Genomic DNA, 16,475 nt, shown 5'->3' with positions numbered 1-16,475 from the left:
TAATTCGCTTCTCATTGGCTGAATACCCTTACATAATCAATACTTTAACATAACTGATGCTGTTAAAAGTAAAATTCACCTTAATATTTTTATATATTTGGAATTCAATCAACCTAAAACTAAATATGAATAAAGTATTGAATGCATTTTGCATGCTTTTAATAAGTATATCCGGATTTGCCCAAGAAACCGAATATCCAGCAGAAGACTATGTAAAGATTACTGATGATGGTGCTTGGTGTTGGTTTTCTGATCCAAGAGTACTATACGCCAACGATATGTATTTTGGCGGGTATGTAAACAGTGAAGGAGATATAGAAAGCTTTTCTTATAACCCCAAAACGAATGAGACGAAGCATGTAACCCACATGGAAAAGTTAGATCAAGACGATCATGCAAATCCATCTATCACTACTTTAGAAGATGGCAGACTCATTACTTTCTTTACAGCACATGGTGATAAAAAGCCAATGTACTACCGTATCAGTAAAAATAAATATGACGTAACAGAATGGGAACCTGTTCAAGAAATAAGTAATTATGGTAACGGTTCTTTTGGAGCTACCTATTCCAATCCTGTAAGCTTATCCGAAGAATCCAATCGATTGTTTCTGTTCTTTAGAGGTACAGACTTCAAACCAAACTTTATGTATTCTGATGATTTAGAGAATTGGTCGGAAGCTAAAACATTAATAAAGAATGCAGAAGACTCTAGAGAGGGACCACGCGGAAGACCTTATTTAAAGGTGGCTAACAATGGTAAAGACCAGATTCATTTTGCATTTACAAACGGGCATCCAAGACAAAAATACCTAAACTCTATTTATTATATGAGTTATAAAGACGGTGCGCTGCGTAAAGCAAATGGTGATAAAATTGGTACGCTAGCAGATGCTCCATATACTCATGAGCAAGCAGATTTGGTATACGATGCAGGAAAGTCTAAACACAGAGCATGGGTTTGGGATGTAGCTTATGATGCAAACGACTACCCAGTGATTGCCTATGTGCAGTTTGTAAGCGAATTAAAGCACCAATATTGGTATGCGCGTTGGGATGGTGAGAAATGGCAGAATCATAAAATTACAGATGCTGGGAGATGGTTTCAGAGAAACTACGACCCGAAGGAAAATGAAGAGGATGAGCCTCACTATTCTGGTGGTTTATACTTAGATCATAACAACCCCGATGTTGTTTACTTATCGAAACCTGTTAACGATGTGTTTGAGATTCAGAAATGGACCACCAAAAACTATGGTAATAATTGGGAAATAGATAGTATTACGCAAAACTCTTCTAAAGACAACGTGCGCCCTTATGTAGCCTTAAACGATCCAAATTCGAAAGTATTTTGGATGTATAATCACGATTACGCAGGGTTTACAAATTACCATTCAGCAATAAGAGTAAACGATGTTTCTAAAGGTTTTAGCGCATCCTTTAAAAAAGAAGACGTTAAGCATGTTATGAAAGAGGTTGCAGATTGGCAGATTGAAGATTTTCCTGAGGCTACGAAAGGAAATGTTAGTATGTATTGGGTAAATGCAACACTTTTCTACGGAATGTCTCAATGGGCAAAGATGGCAGATAGCGAGTCTTATTACGATTGGTTGCATACCATCGGAAAGAAAAATTATTGGCAAGTGGGAGAACGTATGTATCATGCCGACGATATCTGTATTGGACAAACATACCTTGAACTTTATAAAAAATATAAGAAAGATGATATTCTGATCCCAACAATAGCACGTACAGAATGGGTAATAGAAAACACCCCAAAATGGGATAAGAATAATACCGAAGATAATTTTAGAAGAAACCATAAAAGGTGGTCTTGGTGTGATGCGCTATTTATGGGGCCTCCTGTTTACGCTGGATTATATGAGGCTACAGGAGATAAGAAGTATTTGAAATATATGGATGATGGGTTTAAAATAACCTATGATTTTCTTTATGACGAAGACGAATCGCTTTTCTACAGAGATCTTAGATTTCCATCTATGAAAGAAGCAAATGGAGAGAAAGTATTTTGGGGGCGCGGTAACGGATGGGTTATTGGTGGTTTAGTAAACATTTTAAAAGCCGTACCAAAAGGAAATAAATACCGCCCTTATTATGAAAACCTCTATAAAGATATGTGTAAAAGAGTAGTTGGTTTGCAAGATGAAGAAGGATTTTGGCATGCCAGCTTATTGGATCCAGAATCGTATCCTGTGCCAGAAACGAGCGCTACAGGCTTTATGGTATACGGTATAGCATATGGTATAAACAACGGTTTATTAGAAGGACAAGAATATAAAGAAGCCGCAAAAAAAGGATGGAGCGCATTGGTATCTGCTGTAAACACAGAAGGTAAATTAGGATGGGTACAACCTGTGGGGGCTTCACCAAAATCTGTAACTAAAAACATGACGCAGAAGTATGGAGTCGGTGCATTTTTAATGGCCGGTTCTGAGGTTTATTTAATGAGTACTCCTGAGGATATGTTATCACGATAATCATTAACCAATTTGATTTTAGCCAAGCCCTTCCTAATTAAAAAAAGGAGGGGCTAATTTTTTTAACAAATTTGATATGTTTTTATTTCAAAAAAACACGATTTTTACAAATTGTTCGTTCTAATGAAAATTTATATTGATTCATGAAGCAAGTTTTTACTGCACTGTTGGTCAGTGCTTTTGGCTCCCTCACCTATGCCCAGCAACAAAAACCAAATACTAAAATAGATACAATACCGTTAGAAATTTCTAGCGACACCTTAGATATTGTAGCTACAGAAGCTCTAAAAGAGTCGGATTCTCTCATTATAGATGGAGAACGCTTTGTTATTGCTGAAGAAAAAGAATTTACATACGGATATGCAGATCACCCAGAGGCTCAGAAGATCGATAGCATCTGGATGAACGAATTTCTAAACGCTGGTTTATATGATACTATCTATACTGATATTACCAATTTAACCTTTGAAAGAGTAGATTATGTAGACCTCCCTACCGATACTTTAAAGGTTAGATTAGCTAAGCTGAATCAGAAAACCCCTTTTAATGTTGAATACAACCCTTCTTTAGAAAGTGTTATTAAAATGTTTTTAAAGAATAAACGCGGTTTCTTATCTCGCGTAATGGCACGTAGTAGATTCTACTTTCCTTTGTTCGAACAGCAATTAGATAATTATGATATTCCGTTGGAGATGAAATACCTAGCGGTTATAGAATCTGCATTAAATCCAAAGGCAAAGTCGAGAGTTGGAGCAACGGGAATTTGGCAATTTATGTACCCAACAGGGAAAGCATACGGATTGGATGTAAGTAGTTATGTAGACGAGCGTAGCGATCCGATGCGTTCTACGGAAGCTGCTTGTAAATATTTAGGTAAATTATATGAGATGTTTGGTGATTGGGATCTTGCTTTAGCAGCCTATAACTCTGGACCTGGAAATGTAAATAAAGCCATCCGTAGAAGCGGTGGTTCTAGTAATTATTGGAACTTACGCACCTATTTACCACGAGAAACAGCAGGTTATGTACCGGCTTTCTTAGCAACCATGTATATTATGGAATATGCTAAGGAACATGGGTTTGAAGATTATGGTGCGCAGGCTGCTTACTTTGAAACAGATACGGTAAGAATTAAAAAATTAATCTCTTTTGATCAGATTTCAGAGTATTTAGAAATCGATCGTGAAGAAGTACAACTCTTTAATCCTTCTTATAAGTTGGATATCATTCCTTTTATAGATGATAAAAACTATACCTTACGATTACCAAGAGAAGCTATTGGAAGGTTTGTTGCCAATGAAGACTCTATATATGCACGTGTTGAAAAAGAGCTTCTATTAAGAGAAAAACCACTTCCTGAGCTTGTAGAAACGAGCTCTCAGATTCGTTATCGTGTAAAAAGTGGTGATGTGTTAGGAAAAATCGCTGAGAAGTACGGTGTTCGTGTTAGCGAATTAAAACGTTGGAATGGATTAAGAAACAATAATATTCGTATCGGACAACGATTAATTATCTATCCTAAAAAGCCTGTTGCTTCGAGTAGCTCAAAGTCTACAACTAGCAGTAAAACTAGCGCCTCCAAGGAATATATTGTAAGAAGTGGTGACTCACTTTGGAGCATCGCAAATAAATTTCCTGGAATTTCTGTTAAAAATATTCAAGATTGGAACGATATTAGAGGGAGTAAGTTAAAACCTGGTATTAAATTGGTTCTTTGTAATTGCTAACCTTCCTAACAAGGGTTTGTTTTACAAATGTACCGACACCAAATTAACTTATTTTTAATTCTCGCGCTATGGTGTGGGAGCTTTATCAAAAAACCTAAAACGATGAAAAAAATTTTAATGGGAATAATGGTCTTCTTATTAGTGCTTTCCTGTAAAGAAAGTAAAAAAGAGGAGAAATTTCTTCCAAATTCTGTAGGTGCCATTAACACCTTGTCTATTGTAATCGATAACGATATGTGGAATGGGCGTGTTGGAGATTCTATCCGAAAATACTATGCAGATGAGGTCTTAGGACTTCCAATGATAGAGCCACTATTTACCATTCATCAGATTCCTTTTGAGGTTTTTACTGGAGCCACTAGAAACAGTCGTAATGTATTGGTTATAAAGAAAGATACTGCAGAAGTATCGGGGTTAAGAACCGATTTATATGCCAAGCCACAAAAAGTAGGGATCATTAAAGCGCCTACCGAAGATAAAATAATTGAGAAACTAGCAGAAGCTGCTCCGCAAATAATAGAAGCTTTTAAGAAAAACGATATTAAAGAAAGTCAGGAGCGTTTTACACGTTCTCTAAACAGAGAGACAGCACTTTCCGAAGAATTAGGTATATCTTTAACGATGCCTTCTATTTATAAAATTGCGAAACAAGAAGGGAATTTCTTCTGGATAGAGCGCCAAATCCGTAAAGGAACCATGAATATCTTGGTATATGAAATGCCTTTAAACAGTATTCCAAACGATTCTTCTCGTGTAGATGCTATCATAAAAATGCGTGATTCTATTGGAGAAAAATATGTGCCAGGAAGAAAAGAAGGAATGTATATGATTACTGAAGAAGCATATGCTCCTTATGTATTTGATGCTGAAGTGGCTGGAAGAAAAGCTATTGAAACTAAAGGTATGTGGGAGATTAAAAACTTCTTTATGGCTGGACCTTTTATAAACTATATTGTAGAAGACAAACCTAATAACCGACTATTGGTAGTTGAAGGATTTACTTTTGCACCGTCTACAAACAAAAGAGATTATATGTTTGAGTTGGAAGCTATCTTAAAAACATTGAAGTTTACAGATCAGAACAAAGACATTGCTAAAGCAGAATAAGCTTACAATTAAGCAAACAAAAATGCCGAACTATATTTAGTTATAGTTCGGCATTTTTATTTTATTTTAGGAATAAACTAATATAAATTAGTTGTTCTCTTTTTTCTGATCAACTGTAGGTTCATCTTCTTCTTTAGAGGCATCTTTAAATTCCTTGATACCGCTTCCTAGTCCGCGCATTAATTCTGGTATTTTCTTACCTCCAAACAATAATAGTACTAAAATAACTACTATCGCGATTTGCCATGGACCAATCATTCCTAGAAAAATGTTTAATGATATCATTTTAATATAATTTTAGATAACAAAGGTAATAAGAAATGAATACAAAAAATCATCTTTTTTCTTAAAATCATCACTTTATGTAGGAATAATATAAAAATTAACGTTTTGATGCGTTAAAAAAAAACAAATTTCCTTTAACAGAAAGCTATGTAACATCCTAATAATTATATTTGCTTGTGATGGCCAAGAAAAAAAAGAAAAGAAAGCAGATTAAAAAGAAGCTGCTCCATAAATACAGACTTGTTATTTTAAATGAAGATACTTTTGAAGAGAAGTTATCATTTAAATTAAACAGGCTGAATGTTTTTGTATTAGGAACTCTTTTCTCGGTATTTATCATTGCTTTTACAACTGTATTGATTGCCTTTACTCCGCTTCGTGAGTATATTCCTGGCTATTCTTCTACAACACTTAAAAGAAGAGCCATCGATCTTACTTATAAAGCAGATTCGTTAACCGCAAAATTACGTGCTAATGAATTGTATTACGATAAGATTCAGAAGGTATTAAAAGGAGAAATAAACACGCAAGAAATAGATAAAGATTCTCTTTTCAATGAATTTAGAAAAGATACCATCGCTGTAAATCTAAATCCGAGTAAGCAAGATTCACTATTAAGAGAACGGGTAGCAATGGAAGATAAATACAATTTATTTGAATCTGCTTCTACACGATCAGATTTTGTTTTATTTCCTCCCGTAAACGGAACAATATCTCAGTCATATAATGCAAAAGAGAAGCATTATGCAATAGATATTCTAGCACCAAAAGACACTCCAATAAAATCTGCAGCAGATGGAATGGTTATTTTTGCTGAATGGACATCAGAAACTGGTTATGTTTGTATTATAGAACACGGTTCTGGACTCACTTCTGCGTATAAACATAATTCTTCATTGAGTGTTAAGCAAGGAGATTTAGTAAAAGCTGGAGAAGTAATAGCTATTATCGGGAATACCGGAGAGCTAACAACTGGACCACATTTGCATTTTGAATTATGGAGTGAAGGGTATCCAGTAGATCCAAAAGATTATATTGATTTTCAATAAAACTATATGTCATTAAAGCCATTTGCCGCCAAATTATTTGCCAAATACATCCATTATAAAGACCAAAAATGGATCGATAACCCTGTTGAAACTCAGAAATCAGTTTTTAATAGGCTTATTAAAGATGCTAAAGAAACGCAGTTTGGTAAAGACCACCATTTTGATAAAATCAATTCTTATTCAGATTTTGCTAAGGAAGTTCCTGTAAGAGATTATGAGGATTTAAAACCCTATGTAGAAAAAGTTGTAAAGGGAGAAAAAGATATATTATGGCCTGGACAACCTAGCTACTTTGCTAAAACTTCTGGAACAACTTCGGGAGCGAAATATATCCCGATTACTAAAGACTCTATGCCTCACCATATTGAAGCTGCTAGAAATGCGATTCTAGCATATATCCATGAAACTGGAAATGCAAGCTTTGTAGATGGTAAGATGATTTTCTTACAAGGAAGTCCCATTCTAGAAGAGAAACATGGGATTAGATTAGGCCGTTTATCTGGGATTGTAGCTCATTATGTTCCTGGTTACCTTCAGAAAAATAGAATGCCAAGTTGGGAAACCAACTGTATTGACGATTGGGAAACGAAAGTCGATGCTATTGTTGAAGAGACACTCCCAGAGAATATGACTGTTATAAGCGGGATTCCTTCTTGGGTACAGATGTATTTCGAGAGAATTCAGCAGAAAACATCTAAAAAAGTAGGTGACGTTTTTAAAGATTTCAATCTATTTATCTATGGCGGTGTAAATTTTGAACCGTATAGAGCAAAATTTGAGGAATTAATAGGAAGAAAAGTAGACAGCATAGAGTTATTTCCTGCAAGTGAAGGCTTTTTTGCATATCAAGATTCTCAGAAAGAAAAGGGAATGCTTTTACTGCTGAATTCAGGAATTTTTTATGAGTTTATAAAAGCAGATGAATTCCATACAGAAGATCCAAAAAGACTGACTATTGAAGACGTTGAGTTGCATGTAAATTATGTAATGATTATCTCTACAGACGCTGGACTTTGGGGTTATAATGTTGGAGATACTATTCAGTTTGTTTCTAAAAATCCATATCGCGTTATTGTTTCTGGTAGAATTAAGCATTTTATATCTGCCTTTGGAGAGCATGTTATTGCCAAAGAAGTAGAACAATCTATGCGAGCAGCAACAAAAGCCTATAATACTTCTATTAATGAGTTTACCGTTGCTCCTCAAATTACTCCAGAAGGAGGAGAATTACCATATCATGAATGGTTTATAGAATTTGAAACACCTCCAAATGATATGGAAGCTTTTGCCAAAAAAATAGATGAAACTTTACAAGAGCAAAACAGCTATTACTACGATTTAATTCAAGGGAAAGTATTACAACAATTAAAAATTACTCCTTTAGAAACAGGGGCGTTTTCTGATTTTATGAAATCTCAAGGGAAATTAGGAGGGCAAAATAAAATCCAACGTTTAGCGAATGATAGAAAGATAGCCGATGAGCTAAAAAAGTTTCAAAAGTCATAAAACAATTGACAGATTGCAGTAATAAATTCTATTAAAAGTCGTATTTACTTCATTTTTCCGCAGAAAATTTAACTCATTTTCGATATAACTTAACAAGGAATTAAACTCAAATAGTGAGATTTAAAAAAGAACTTGTATTTTTGTGCAGTAAAATATCATATGAGTAAAATAAAATCTAGAACGAGAGCTCAAGAATCTTCAGGAGCTATAGAGCGAATGTATATCGCTATGAGACACCTTTTTAATCGTGGTTTTTATAAACCAATGGGAGTCTCTGGAGAAACATTACGAGAGTCATTATTACAATTAAGACCAGAAATTTATGGTTCTGTTGCAGAACCAAAAGTAGAACTCAACGGTTTGGTGTATATCCTTGACCGACTACCCATTGGAATAGAACAATGTCGATATATAAATTTAACTTCGGAAGAAGGTTATAAGAATTCGAGTTTTGAGGTGATTGTTCCTCCAAAAAGGAGAAGGAACTGCTACCGAATAGATGATGATCAGATGAATATTGAGATTACCAGAGGACGATCTGATATTTATGACATCTTAACGCATCTTACTTTTTTATTTATAGAATCTCATAAAATTGCAGGCAATGTATTTATCGAAGAATCTGGACAAACGATTCGCGATTGGAAAAAATTAGAAGAAGCAGTTTTAAAGAATAAACTTACGCAACCTGAAAGGGAAGTTGCTTTAAGTCATGCATCCAATATTTTAGGTAGAACATTTGAAGAATGTTTAGCAGCTCATAAACTTTTCGCAACAAAAGACAATCCAGAACGTTTCTTAGAAATAGTTTACTGGATGGGAAAAATCGCGCTAGAAGAATTAATAGACGGCAATAAACGGACTATTACTTTTAGCCCAGTTTTAAGAGAGCGTTTGGGGCATCATATTCATGGAGAGATATGGGCTAACAATATAAAAAGCATCTTAAAAAAGAATAATTTATTACACAGACCGATTCATATTATAAGTGCAAACATGCATAGTGTTATGAATTCTCTATTTGCATCGGCAGTTTTAAAGAAAGAATTCAGCAGTCAGAAAAACGATTATGACGTTTATGAGTTGCTGAGTCAGCCCTCAAACTCTACGCTTAGAACGAAAGTACGTACTTATGCTGAGAAAAGTGGAATGATTGCAATAGACGATACATCGGGTACAAATATAGATGTTCAAATTTTTGACACATCAAAGATAGATTTTGACAAAATAAATTTTACTTTTGATGCCGATACTGACAAAGATAATATGCCAGTATTATTTGTAATGGATTATGCTTTTGGAGAGCAAGCCTATGAAACAATAGACGAGCTTCTAAAACCATTCAAAACAAAGGGAGAGAAAAATGAATTCTTGAATATCGGTTCTGTTTCTATTATGGGAAAAGCTGGTATTTTAGAAGGAGGAAAAGGGGATTTAATGATTCCGAATGCCCATATTTTTGAAGGAACAGCAGATAATTATCCATTTAAAAATGAACTTTGTGCGGAAGATTTTGAAGGAAACGATTTACGTGTTTTCGAAGGAACGATGATAAGTGTTCTTGGAACTTCCCTACAAAATAAAGACATATTGAAATTCTTTTACGATAGTACATGGAACGTTATCGGATTAGAAATGGAAGGAGCGCATTACCAAAAGGCTATCCAATCGGCTTCAAAAATACGTAAGAGTATTTCTGAAGATGTAAAGGTACGATATGCATATTATGCTTCAGATAACCCATTAGAAACTGGAAGTACATTAGCTTCAGGAGGATTAGGAATTACAGGTGTTAAGCCTACATATTTAATAACAAGAAAAATTTTAGAACAAATTTTCAAAAACAACTAACCAGCATGAGTGAAAATATTCAACCTAACAATCAGAATAACAATTCTGAAGAGATTGATTTGGGTCAATTGTTCAAATTAATTGGGGATGGATTTAAAAAATTCTTCAAATTTATCGGCAATATTTTTAAAGGCATTTTTGGCCTTCTTATTGGTTTCATGCTTTTTATCCAAAAGCATATTATCAAATTTGTTATTGCTGGTGTTGTTGGTCTTATAATTGGTAGCTTTATCGACTATAAAAAGGATCCTATTTATGTTTCTACAATGGTTTTGGAACCAAATTTCCAGAGTGTACAACAGCTTTACAATAACATTAGATTTTATAACGAATTAGCTGAAGCAAAAGACTCTTCTGCATTGGCAGAAGCATTTAGTATAAGTCCGAAAGAAGCTGCAAGCATTAAAGAAATTGAAGCTGACTCATACTCTGATGAGAATCAGAAAATAAAATTGTTTGATGAGTTTATTAGAAGTCTAGATACTACCACTAGAAAAGCTATAGATATGGAAAAATATCTAGAAAACTTTAACTCTTTCGATGCTCGTTTTCATACTATTATTGTTAGAGCAACTGATAATAAGGTAGCTAAGAAAATTCAAGCTCCTATTATAAGGTCCATATCTTCTAATGATTATTTTAAAATTCAGAAGAACATTAGACAAACTAACTTAACTCTTCAAGATAGCATCTTACGTACGCAATTAGTAGAGATTGACTCTTTACAAGGGTTGTACAAGAGAGTAATGGAAAAAGAAGCTGACAAGCCAATGCAAGGAACAAACATAAGTTTGGGTGAAAGTGGTAATTCTGAACAGAACAAAGAATTAGCTTTAATAAGACAAATTGATTTTATAAAACAAAGTATTGTAGATCTTAATCAAGAGAAAGCTAATAAATCTGAGATTGTAAACGTAATTTCCGATTTCCCAAGAAGAGGTGTGGAATCAAAAGGATTAATTAAAAGTTATAAATTCTTAATTCCTATTGCGTTATTAGGATTGGTATTATTAGGACTATCATTATTAGAACTTAATAAATTCCTTAAAGAATACGCTAAACAAGAAAGAGCTTAAAGAAAAGTATAATCATAAAAAAATCCTATCAATTAAAATTGATAGGATTTTTTTATGATTCGTTATTTGATAACAATATTAAGAGTTATAATACGGATCTTTTTCTTCTTCGCTATAAATTATCATTTGCTTCATCCATAAAAAGAATGCAATGAATCCAATGATTATAAAGATACAGTTGATAATATTAGATAACCACCAACTATTTAAAAATCGTAAAGCGTCTAAAGGAATGAACAAAATGTTCTCAAACAAATCCTGAATACCATAGAAAAAGTCACTCATCAGTAAAAGATATATTAAATTTACAGCACAAAAATACAAAAACCTGTCATGATATCAAGCATTTTTGAAAGAACTAATCCTATAAATTTTATAATTCTTGGTGTTTTTATCTCCTTTTTTTTAATTGGCGGTTACTTTTTCTATTTGGATGCTCCTTTTAACCAGGGTGTAATTTTCAATCTTATTGAATCTATTATTGTAGTTATTATATCATTATTTCTTGTAGACTTTATCAACAGAAAAAACTCATTAACCAAGAGTAACTCCTATACAATCCTTTTATTTGTGTTACTCTTCTGCTTATTCCCTAAAATTTTCAATCAGTTAAATTTACTGTTGGCGAATCTTTTTATACTGTTGTCGTTTAGAAGATTAGTGAGTATTCGTTCTAATAGAGATATTGAAATAAAAATCTTCGATGCTTCTCTTTGGGTATTTGTAGCTACCTATTTTTATAGCTGGTCGCTCCTATTTATTATAATGGTTTATGCTGGTATTTTTTTATATAAAAAGAATGATTATAGGAATTTATTAATTCCATTAACAGCACTTTTTACTGTACTCATTATCACCTTTACATATTATTATCTAACGGAAGATTTAGATAAATTCTTTTCTTTATTACAGTTCTCTCCGAAATTTGTAATTGAAAAGTTTGAAAACATTAAGTATACTGTCCCTTTTGTTTTTGTGTGTGTTATGGGAGGTTGGTGTTCTTTATTCTTTTTTGTGAAAAAGCAAAGTAAATCCTTTGTTACCAGAGTCCCAGGGATTCTTGTAATGCTCATGCTAATTATAGGAATTATAATTGCTATTCTCTCTGAAACGGCAAATACCTCAGAGCTTATTTTTTGGATATTTCCACTATCGGTTATTATAGCTAGATATGTAGAGAATTTAAAGAGGGTATGGATAAAAGAACTTATTCTTTGGTCCTTTATCCTGCTTCCTTTTATTGTTTTATTTCTGTAGTTTTTCTCCGTAAGCTAAATCTCCAGCATCTCCTAAACCAGGAACAATATATCCTTTTTTATTTAATTCGGGGTCTATTTCACCTATCCATAATTTTGTGTCTTTTGGAAGCTTCCCTTTTAAAAAATCTATCCCGGGTTGTGCTCCAATTACAGAAACTATATGGATTTCTTTAGGTAAACCTACTCTTGTTAATGCTTCGAAAGTTGCTAAAATAGATTGCCCTGTAGCCAACATAGGATCTGCAAGAATCAGAACTTTATTATCTAAACTTTGAGAGGCAAGGTACTCTACATTAACTTCAAATTCATCCTCTGGAGTTTGGTAACGATATGCTGATATAAATGAGCAATCTGCCCAATCAAAATAATTTAAAAGTCCGTTATGTAAAGGTATTCCTGCTCTTAAAATGGAGCAAATTACGATCTCATCATCTATAAGGTTAGAAGTAGTTTTTGCTAAAGGAGTTTCTAGTTCTTCAGAAGAAAAATGTAAACTTTTACTAATCTCATAAGCTAAGATTTCTCCTATACGTTCTATATTTTTTCTGAAACGCATTCTATCATTATGAATATTTACATTTCTTAATTCAGCTAAAAAATGATTAACAATAGAATTTTCTTTACTTAAATTATGAACTGTCATGACGAATAGATTTAAATATACATACTTCAAATTTACGGCATTCTCTAAATTCAACGTACTTTAAATAAGTATATTTGTACTCTAAAGTCGAAATTAAATGTTTAGCGAACTTGCTTTTAATGTTTTTGAAGAGAGTATTAAAAAGTATCATATAAAAGATACGGTAGATCAACCCTTTGAAAATCCGTATCCAAAAGATGCTATTACACACCTTCTTTACAGAAAAAATTGGATTGATACGGTGCAATGGCATTATGAAGATATTATTAGGGATCCTAATATTAATCCAGAAGAAGCCCTTGTTTTAAAACGTAAAATTGATGCTTCTAATCAAGATCGTACAGATACCGTAGAATTTATAGACAGCTATTTCCTTCAAGAATATAAAGATGTTATTGTAAAAGAAAATGCTACAATTAATTCTGAAAGTCCCGCTTGGGCGATTGACCGTCTTTCTATTCTGGCATTAAAGATTTATCATATGAAAGAAGAAGCAACAAGAGAAAATGCTTCTGAAGCTCATAAAAAGCAATGTCAAACAAAATTAGACGTGCTGCTGGAACAAAAGGAAGATCTTTCTTTAGCAATCGATCAATTATTAGCGGATATTAAATCAGGAGATAAATATATGAAGGTGTACAAGCAGATGAAAATGTACAACGACGAAAATTTAAACCCTGTATTGTACAAGAAATAAAATATAAAATGGATAATAAAAAAGACATACATATTTTTTGCATGAAATGGGGTACTTTATACGACGCCACTTATGTAAACCGTTTACACAGCATGGTTAAACGTAATTTATCGTTGCCATTTACCATGGTTTGTTTTACTGATGATGAAAAAGGGATTGACGATGATATTAAGTGTTTTCCGATTCCTGAGGTGAAGTTAAAATCCAATTTGCCTGAGCGTATGTGGAAAAAACTTACCACATTAAAAGAAGATCTTTATGGCCTAGAAGGAACAGCTCTTTTCTTGGATTTAGATGTTGTTATTGTAGATAATATCGATTGCTTTTTTGAAGATGACAATCCTTTTATGATTATTAAAGACTACAATAAACAATGGCGAATTACAGGTAATTCATCTGTTTATAGGTTTGAAATTGGAAAACACGGATATGTGTATGATTATTTTGTTGAAAATTTTGATACGATAAGAAAAGATCATAGAAATGAACAAGAATATTTGTCTTGGGCAGTTCATGAAAAAGGAATGTTAAACTACTGGCCTACCGAATGGTGTCCAAGTTATAAATACGATTGTGTATCTAGAATTCCGTTTGCTTTTTGGAAAGTTCCTGAAATTCCTGAGGGCTCAAAAATTATTATTTTCCATGGGGAAATCAATCCTCACAAAGCTATTAAAGGCGGACAAGGAAAATGGTATCGCTATGTACGTCCTGCAAAATGGGTAGCCGATTATTGGAAATAGCCATAATAATTCGCTTGGACAAAAGGCATTCTTTATGTAAAAATAGCCGCTACATAGTAAAGCAAGGAGAAATTAATTTTATGAATTCCACAAAACATATTTTAGTAATTCGTTTTTCTGATATTGGCGATGGCGCCATTGCTGTACCCGTACTTCGTTGTGTGCTTCAGCAGAATAAAAATGTCAAAATAACTATCGCTACAAAATCCTTTTTAAAACCCGTTTTTGAAACAGTAAAAGGGATTAATGTTGTTACTGCAGATATCCGCGGGAAACACCAAGGCTTAAAAGGATTGCTAAAATTTTATTCAGAAATAAAAAACAACGGATACACAGAAATAGCTGATTTACATGCGTCTTTACGAAGCAATGTGATAAAATCTCTTTTCAAATTAAAGGGTGTTTCTTCTAAAACTATTGACAAAGGCAGAACGGATAAAAGAAATTTAGTTTCGGGAAAGGAATTTAAACCCCTAAAAACAACTTTAGAGCGTTATGCAGACGTTTTTAGAGCTTTGGGTTGCCAAGTAGACCTTTCTAAAGATATCTTTCCTGAAAAGCTTAATTTGCCATCTAAAATCTACGATTTACTCGGAAAAGACACAAAGAAATGGATTGGCATTGCACCTTTTGCCTTTTTTGATACAAAAATGTATCCGATAGATTTAATGGAGCGAGTTATTGATTATTTATCTAAAAGTAACAACTACAAAATTATTCTATTTGGAGGTCCAAAAGATGAAAATGAATTAAAGAGACTCACCTCAACATATCCGAATACTATTTTTACGTTTAAAAAGATTTCTTTTGAAGAGGAATTACAACTTATAGCTCATTTAGATTTAATGATTTCTATGGACAGTGGAAATGGTCATTTAGCTTCTATGTTTGGCGTAAAAACAATCACACTTTGGGGAGTTACGCATCCGTATGCTGGATTCTATCCTTACAAGCAACCAGAAAATTATGCATTGCTTTCCGATAAAGAAAAATATCCACTCATACCAACTTCTATCTACGGAAATAAAGCTCCTGAAGATTATAAAGATGTAATGAGAACTATTTTACCCGAACAAGTAATTAGTAAAATTGAAGAAGTTTTTTCCTAAAAAATTATAACCAACCAACCTATCATGAAAAAAATATTATTCGCTTTATTTCTTTTACTGAATATTGCTCTTGGAATTGCACAAAAAACAACCTACACAACAAAAAATGATATTCATTATTACAATGAAACTACAAATGCAACTGATGAATATATTAACGAGCGTTGTGTATTAGATTTATATTACCCAAAAGATTTAAAAAACTATCCAACAGTAGTTTGGTTTCATGGTGGCGGACTAACGGGCGGCTCCAAGGAAATACCTGATGCATTAAAAAATAAAGGCATAGCAGTTGTTGGGGTAAATTATCGTTTGTACCCTAAAGTAAAAGCTCCAAAATATATTGAAGATGCAGCGGCAGCTGTAGCTTGGGTATTTAAAAATATTGACGATTATAATGGAAGCTCTGAATTAATTTTTGTCTCTGGTCATTCTGCAGGCGGATATTTGGCAAGTATGATTGGTTTAGACAAATCTTATTTAGCAAAATTTGAAGTTGATGCTAATAATATTGCTGGATTGATTCCATTTAGCGGACATACAATTACCCATTTTACAGTAAGAGAAGAAAGAGGAATTCCTGGCACACAGCCCATTGTAGATAGTTTAGCTCCTTTGTATCATGTTCGAGCGGATGCTCCTCCCCTTTTATTAATTACAGGAGATAGAGAATTAGAAATGCTCGGGAGATATGAAGAAAATGCTTATTTAATGCGAATGATGAAAGTTGCAGGGCATAAAAACACTACGTTATACGAAATGGATGGCTACGGACATGGAATGACGGAACCCGCATTTCCATTACTAGTTAAAAACATAAAAGAACTTAGTAAAACTAAAGAATAAAGGTTTCTATTATCAAATCTAATTTCAGCTATTCAAAAAACGATGCTTGTTACCAATTCTTAGTTATACAAAATCGTCA

The 16,475-nt window shown here is 33.3% G+C and carries 15 protein-coding genes; 12 read left to right on the top strand and 3 right to left on the bottom strand.

Annotated features, from left to right (window positions below):
- Positions 1–125 precede the first annotated feature (125 nt).
- The 3 genes from JM658_RS02300 to JM658_RS02290 all read left to right on the top strand — a co-directional run bounded on the left by JM658_RS02300 (position 126) and on the right by JM658_RS02290 (position 5,332).
- Entirely contained in the window at positions 126–2,498 is a 2,373-nt protein-coding gene (locus JM658_RS02300) for a glycoside hydrolase family 88 protein (protein WP_236957609.1), read from the top strand.
- A 143-nt stretch (positions 2,499–2,641) separates the two neighbouring features.
- Complete coding sequence (locus tag JM658_RS02295) at positions 2,642–4,225, top strand: lytic transglycosylase domain-containing protein (RefSeq protein ID WP_236957608.1); 1,584 nt, start codon at positions 2,642–2,644, stop codon at positions 4,223–4,225.
- A 102-nt stretch (positions 4,226–4,327) separates the two neighbouring features.
- Positions 4,328–5,332, top strand: a complete 1,005-nt coding sequence (locus JM658_RS02290; protein ID WP_236957607.1) for a DUF4837 family protein — start codon at positions 4,328–4,330, stop codon at positions 5,330–5,332.
- A gap of 87 nt (positions 5,333–5,419) precedes the next feature.
- On the opposite strand, the gene JM658_RS02285 is transcribed toward JM658_RS02290, so the two are convergent.
- Positions 5,420–5,617: a Sec-independent protein translocase subunit TatA/TatB gene (locus JM658_RS02285; RefSeq protein WP_178950225.1), complete on the bottom strand. Its 198-nt coding sequence runs from the start codon at positions 5,615–5,617 to the stop codon at positions 5,420–5,422.
- 179 nt (positions 5,618–5,796) lie between these two features.
- Here JM658_RS02285 and JM658_RS02280 point away from each other — a divergent pair, with 179 nt between their 5' ends.
- From JM658_RS02280 to JM658_RS02265, 4 genes are all read left to right on the top strand, one after another.
- A complete protein-coding gene (locus tag JM658_RS02280; RefSeq protein ID WP_236957606.1) occupies positions 5,797–6,666 on the top strand; it encodes a M23 family metallopeptidase in 870 nt (289 codons plus the stop codon).
- Between the two features lie 6 nt (positions 6,667–6,672).
- A complete protein-coding gene (locus tag JM658_RS02275; protein ID WP_236957605.1) occupies positions 6,673–8,172 on the top strand; it encodes a GH3 auxin-responsive promoter family protein in 1,500 nt (499 codons plus the stop codon).
- 159 nt (positions 8,173–8,331) lie between these two features.
- Positions 8,332–10,023 carry a DUF6909 family protein gene (locus JM658_RS02270; RefSeq protein WP_236957604.1) on the top strand — a complete coding sequence of 564 codons (1,692 nt, stop codon included), beginning with the start codon at positions 8,332–8,334 and terminating at the stop codon, positions 10,021–10,023.
- 5 nt (positions 10,024–10,028) lie between these two features.
- The gene (locus tag JM658_RS02265; protein ID WP_236957603.1) at positions 10,029–11,099 is read left to right on the top strand and encodes a hypothetical protein; all 1,071 of its coding nucleotides are present in this window, start codon (positions 10,029–10,031) and stop codon (positions 11,097–11,099) included.
- A 78-nt stretch (positions 11,100–11,177) separates the two neighbouring features.
- On the opposite strand, the gene JM658_RS02260 is transcribed toward JM658_RS02265, so the two are convergent.
- A complete protein-coding gene (locus JM658_RS02260) occupies positions 11,178–11,384 on the bottom strand; it encodes a DUF6341 family protein (protein ID WP_236957602.1) in 207 nt (68 codons plus the stop codon).
- A gap of 48 nt (positions 11,385–11,432) precedes the next feature.
- Between JM658_RS02260 and JM658_RS02255 the strand changes: the two genes are divergently transcribed.
- On the top strand, positions 11,433–12,356 hold the full coding sequence (locus JM658_RS02255; protein WP_236957601.1) for a DUF6427 family protein: 924 nt from the start codon (positions 11,433–11,435) through the stop codon (positions 12,354–12,356).
- On the opposite strand, the gene upp is transcribed toward JM658_RS02255, so the two are convergent.
- A complete protein-coding gene (upp, locus tag JM658_RS02250; protein ID WP_236957600.1) occupies positions 12,345–13,001 on the bottom strand; it encodes a uracil phosphoribosyltransferase in 657 nt (218 codons plus the stop codon). The two genes, JM658_RS02255 and upp, sit on opposite strands and share 12 nt — an antisense overlap.
- A 97-nt stretch (positions 13,002–13,098) precedes the next feature.
- On the opposite strand from upp, the gene JM658_RS02245 reads away from it, so the two are divergent.
- The 4 genes from JM658_RS02245 to JM658_RS02230 all read left to right on the top strand — a co-directional run bounded on the left by JM658_RS02245 (position 13,099) and on the right by JM658_RS02230 (position 16,396).
- Entirely contained in the window at positions 13,099–13,698 is a 600-nt protein-coding gene (locus tag JM658_RS02245; protein ID WP_236957599.1) for a DUF4254 domain-containing protein, read from the top strand.
- A gap of 8 nt (positions 13,699–13,706) precedes the next feature.
- Positions 13,707–14,441 carry a glycosyltransferase gene (locus JM658_RS02240; RefSeq protein WP_236957598.1) on the top strand — a complete coding sequence of 245 codons (735 nt, stop codon included), beginning with the start codon at positions 13,707–13,709 and terminating at the stop codon, positions 14,439–14,441.
- A gap of 80 nt (positions 14,442–14,521) precedes the next feature.
- Positions 14,522–15,550, top strand: a complete 1,029-nt coding sequence (locus tag JM658_RS02235; protein ID WP_236957597.1) for a glycosyltransferase family 9 protein — start codon at positions 14,522–14,524, stop codon at positions 15,548–15,550.
- Between the two features lie 24 nt (positions 15,551–15,574).
- On the top strand, positions 15,575–16,396 hold the full coding sequence (locus tag JM658_RS02230; RefSeq protein ID WP_236957596.1) for an alpha/beta hydrolase: 822 nt from the start codon (positions 15,575–15,577) through the stop codon (positions 16,394–16,396).
- The last annotated feature ends 79 nt before the right edge of the window (positions 16,397–16,475 follow it).

This window comes from Joostella atrarenae (genome assembly GCF_021764745.1).
GTDB lineage: Bacteria > Bacteroidota > Bacteroidia > Flavobacteriales > Flavobacteriaceae > Galbibacter > Galbibacter atrarenae.
This window is presented reverse-complemented; position numbering and strand designations above follow the sequence as displayed.

Bases quoted from the DNA above. Each gene is read 5' to 3' on its own strand.
- JM658_RS02300 (WP_236957609.1), top strand. From the start codon at position 126: ATGAATAAAGTATTGAATGCATTTTGCATGCTTTTAATAAGTATATCC.
- JM658_RS02295 (WP_236957608.1), top strand. From the start codon at position 2,642: ATGAAGCAAGTTTTTACTGCACTGTTGGTCAGTGCTTTTGGCTCCCTC.
- JM658_RS02290 (WP_236957607.1), top strand. From the start codon at position 4,328: ATGAAAAAAATTTTAATGGGAATAATGGTCTTCTTATTAGTGCTTTCC.
- JM658_RS02285 (WP_178950225.1), bottom strand. From the start codon at position 5,617: ATGATATCATTAAACATTTTTCTAGGAATGATTGGTCCATGGCAAATC.
- JM658_RS02280 (WP_236957606.1), top strand. From the start codon at position 5,797: ATGGCCAAGAAAAAAAAGAAAAGAAAGCAGATTAAAAAGAAGCTGCTC.
- JM658_RS02275 (WP_236957605.1), top strand. From the start codon at position 6,673: ATGTCATTAAAGCCATTTGCCGCCAAATTATTTGCCAAATACATCCAT.
- JM658_RS02270 (WP_236957604.1), top strand. From the start codon at position 8,332: ATGAGTAAAATAAAATCTAGAACGAGAGCTCAAGAATCTTCAGGAGCT.
- JM658_RS02265 (WP_236957603.1), top strand. From the start codon at position 10,029: ATGAGTGAAAATATTCAACCTAACAATCAGAATAACAATTCTGAAGAG.
- JM658_RS02260 (WP_236957602.1), bottom strand. From the start codon at position 11,384: ATGAGTGACTTTTTCTATGGTATTCAGGATTTGTTTGAGAACATTTTG.
- JM658_RS02255 (WP_236957601.1), top strand. From the start codon at position 11,433: ATGATATCAAGCATTTTTGAAAGAACTAATCCTATAAATTTTATAATT.
- upp (WP_236957600.1), bottom strand. From the start codon at position 13,001: ATGACAGTTCATAATTTAAGTAAAGAAAATTCTATTGTTAATCATTTT.
- JM658_RS02245 (WP_236957599.1), top strand. From the start codon at position 13,099: ATGTTTAGCGAACTTGCTTTTAATGTTTTTGAAGAGAGTATTAAAAAG.
- JM658_RS02240 (WP_236957598.1), top strand. From the start codon at position 13,707: ATGGATAATAAAAAAGACATACATATTTTTTGCATGAAATGGGGTACT.
- JM658_RS02235 (WP_236957597.1), top strand. From the start codon at position 14,522: ATGAATTCCACAAAACATATTTTAGTAATTCGTTTTTCTGATATTGGC.
- JM658_RS02230 (WP_236957596.1), top strand. From the start codon at position 15,575: ATGAAAAAAATATTATTCGCTTTATTTCTTTTACTGAATATTGCTCTT.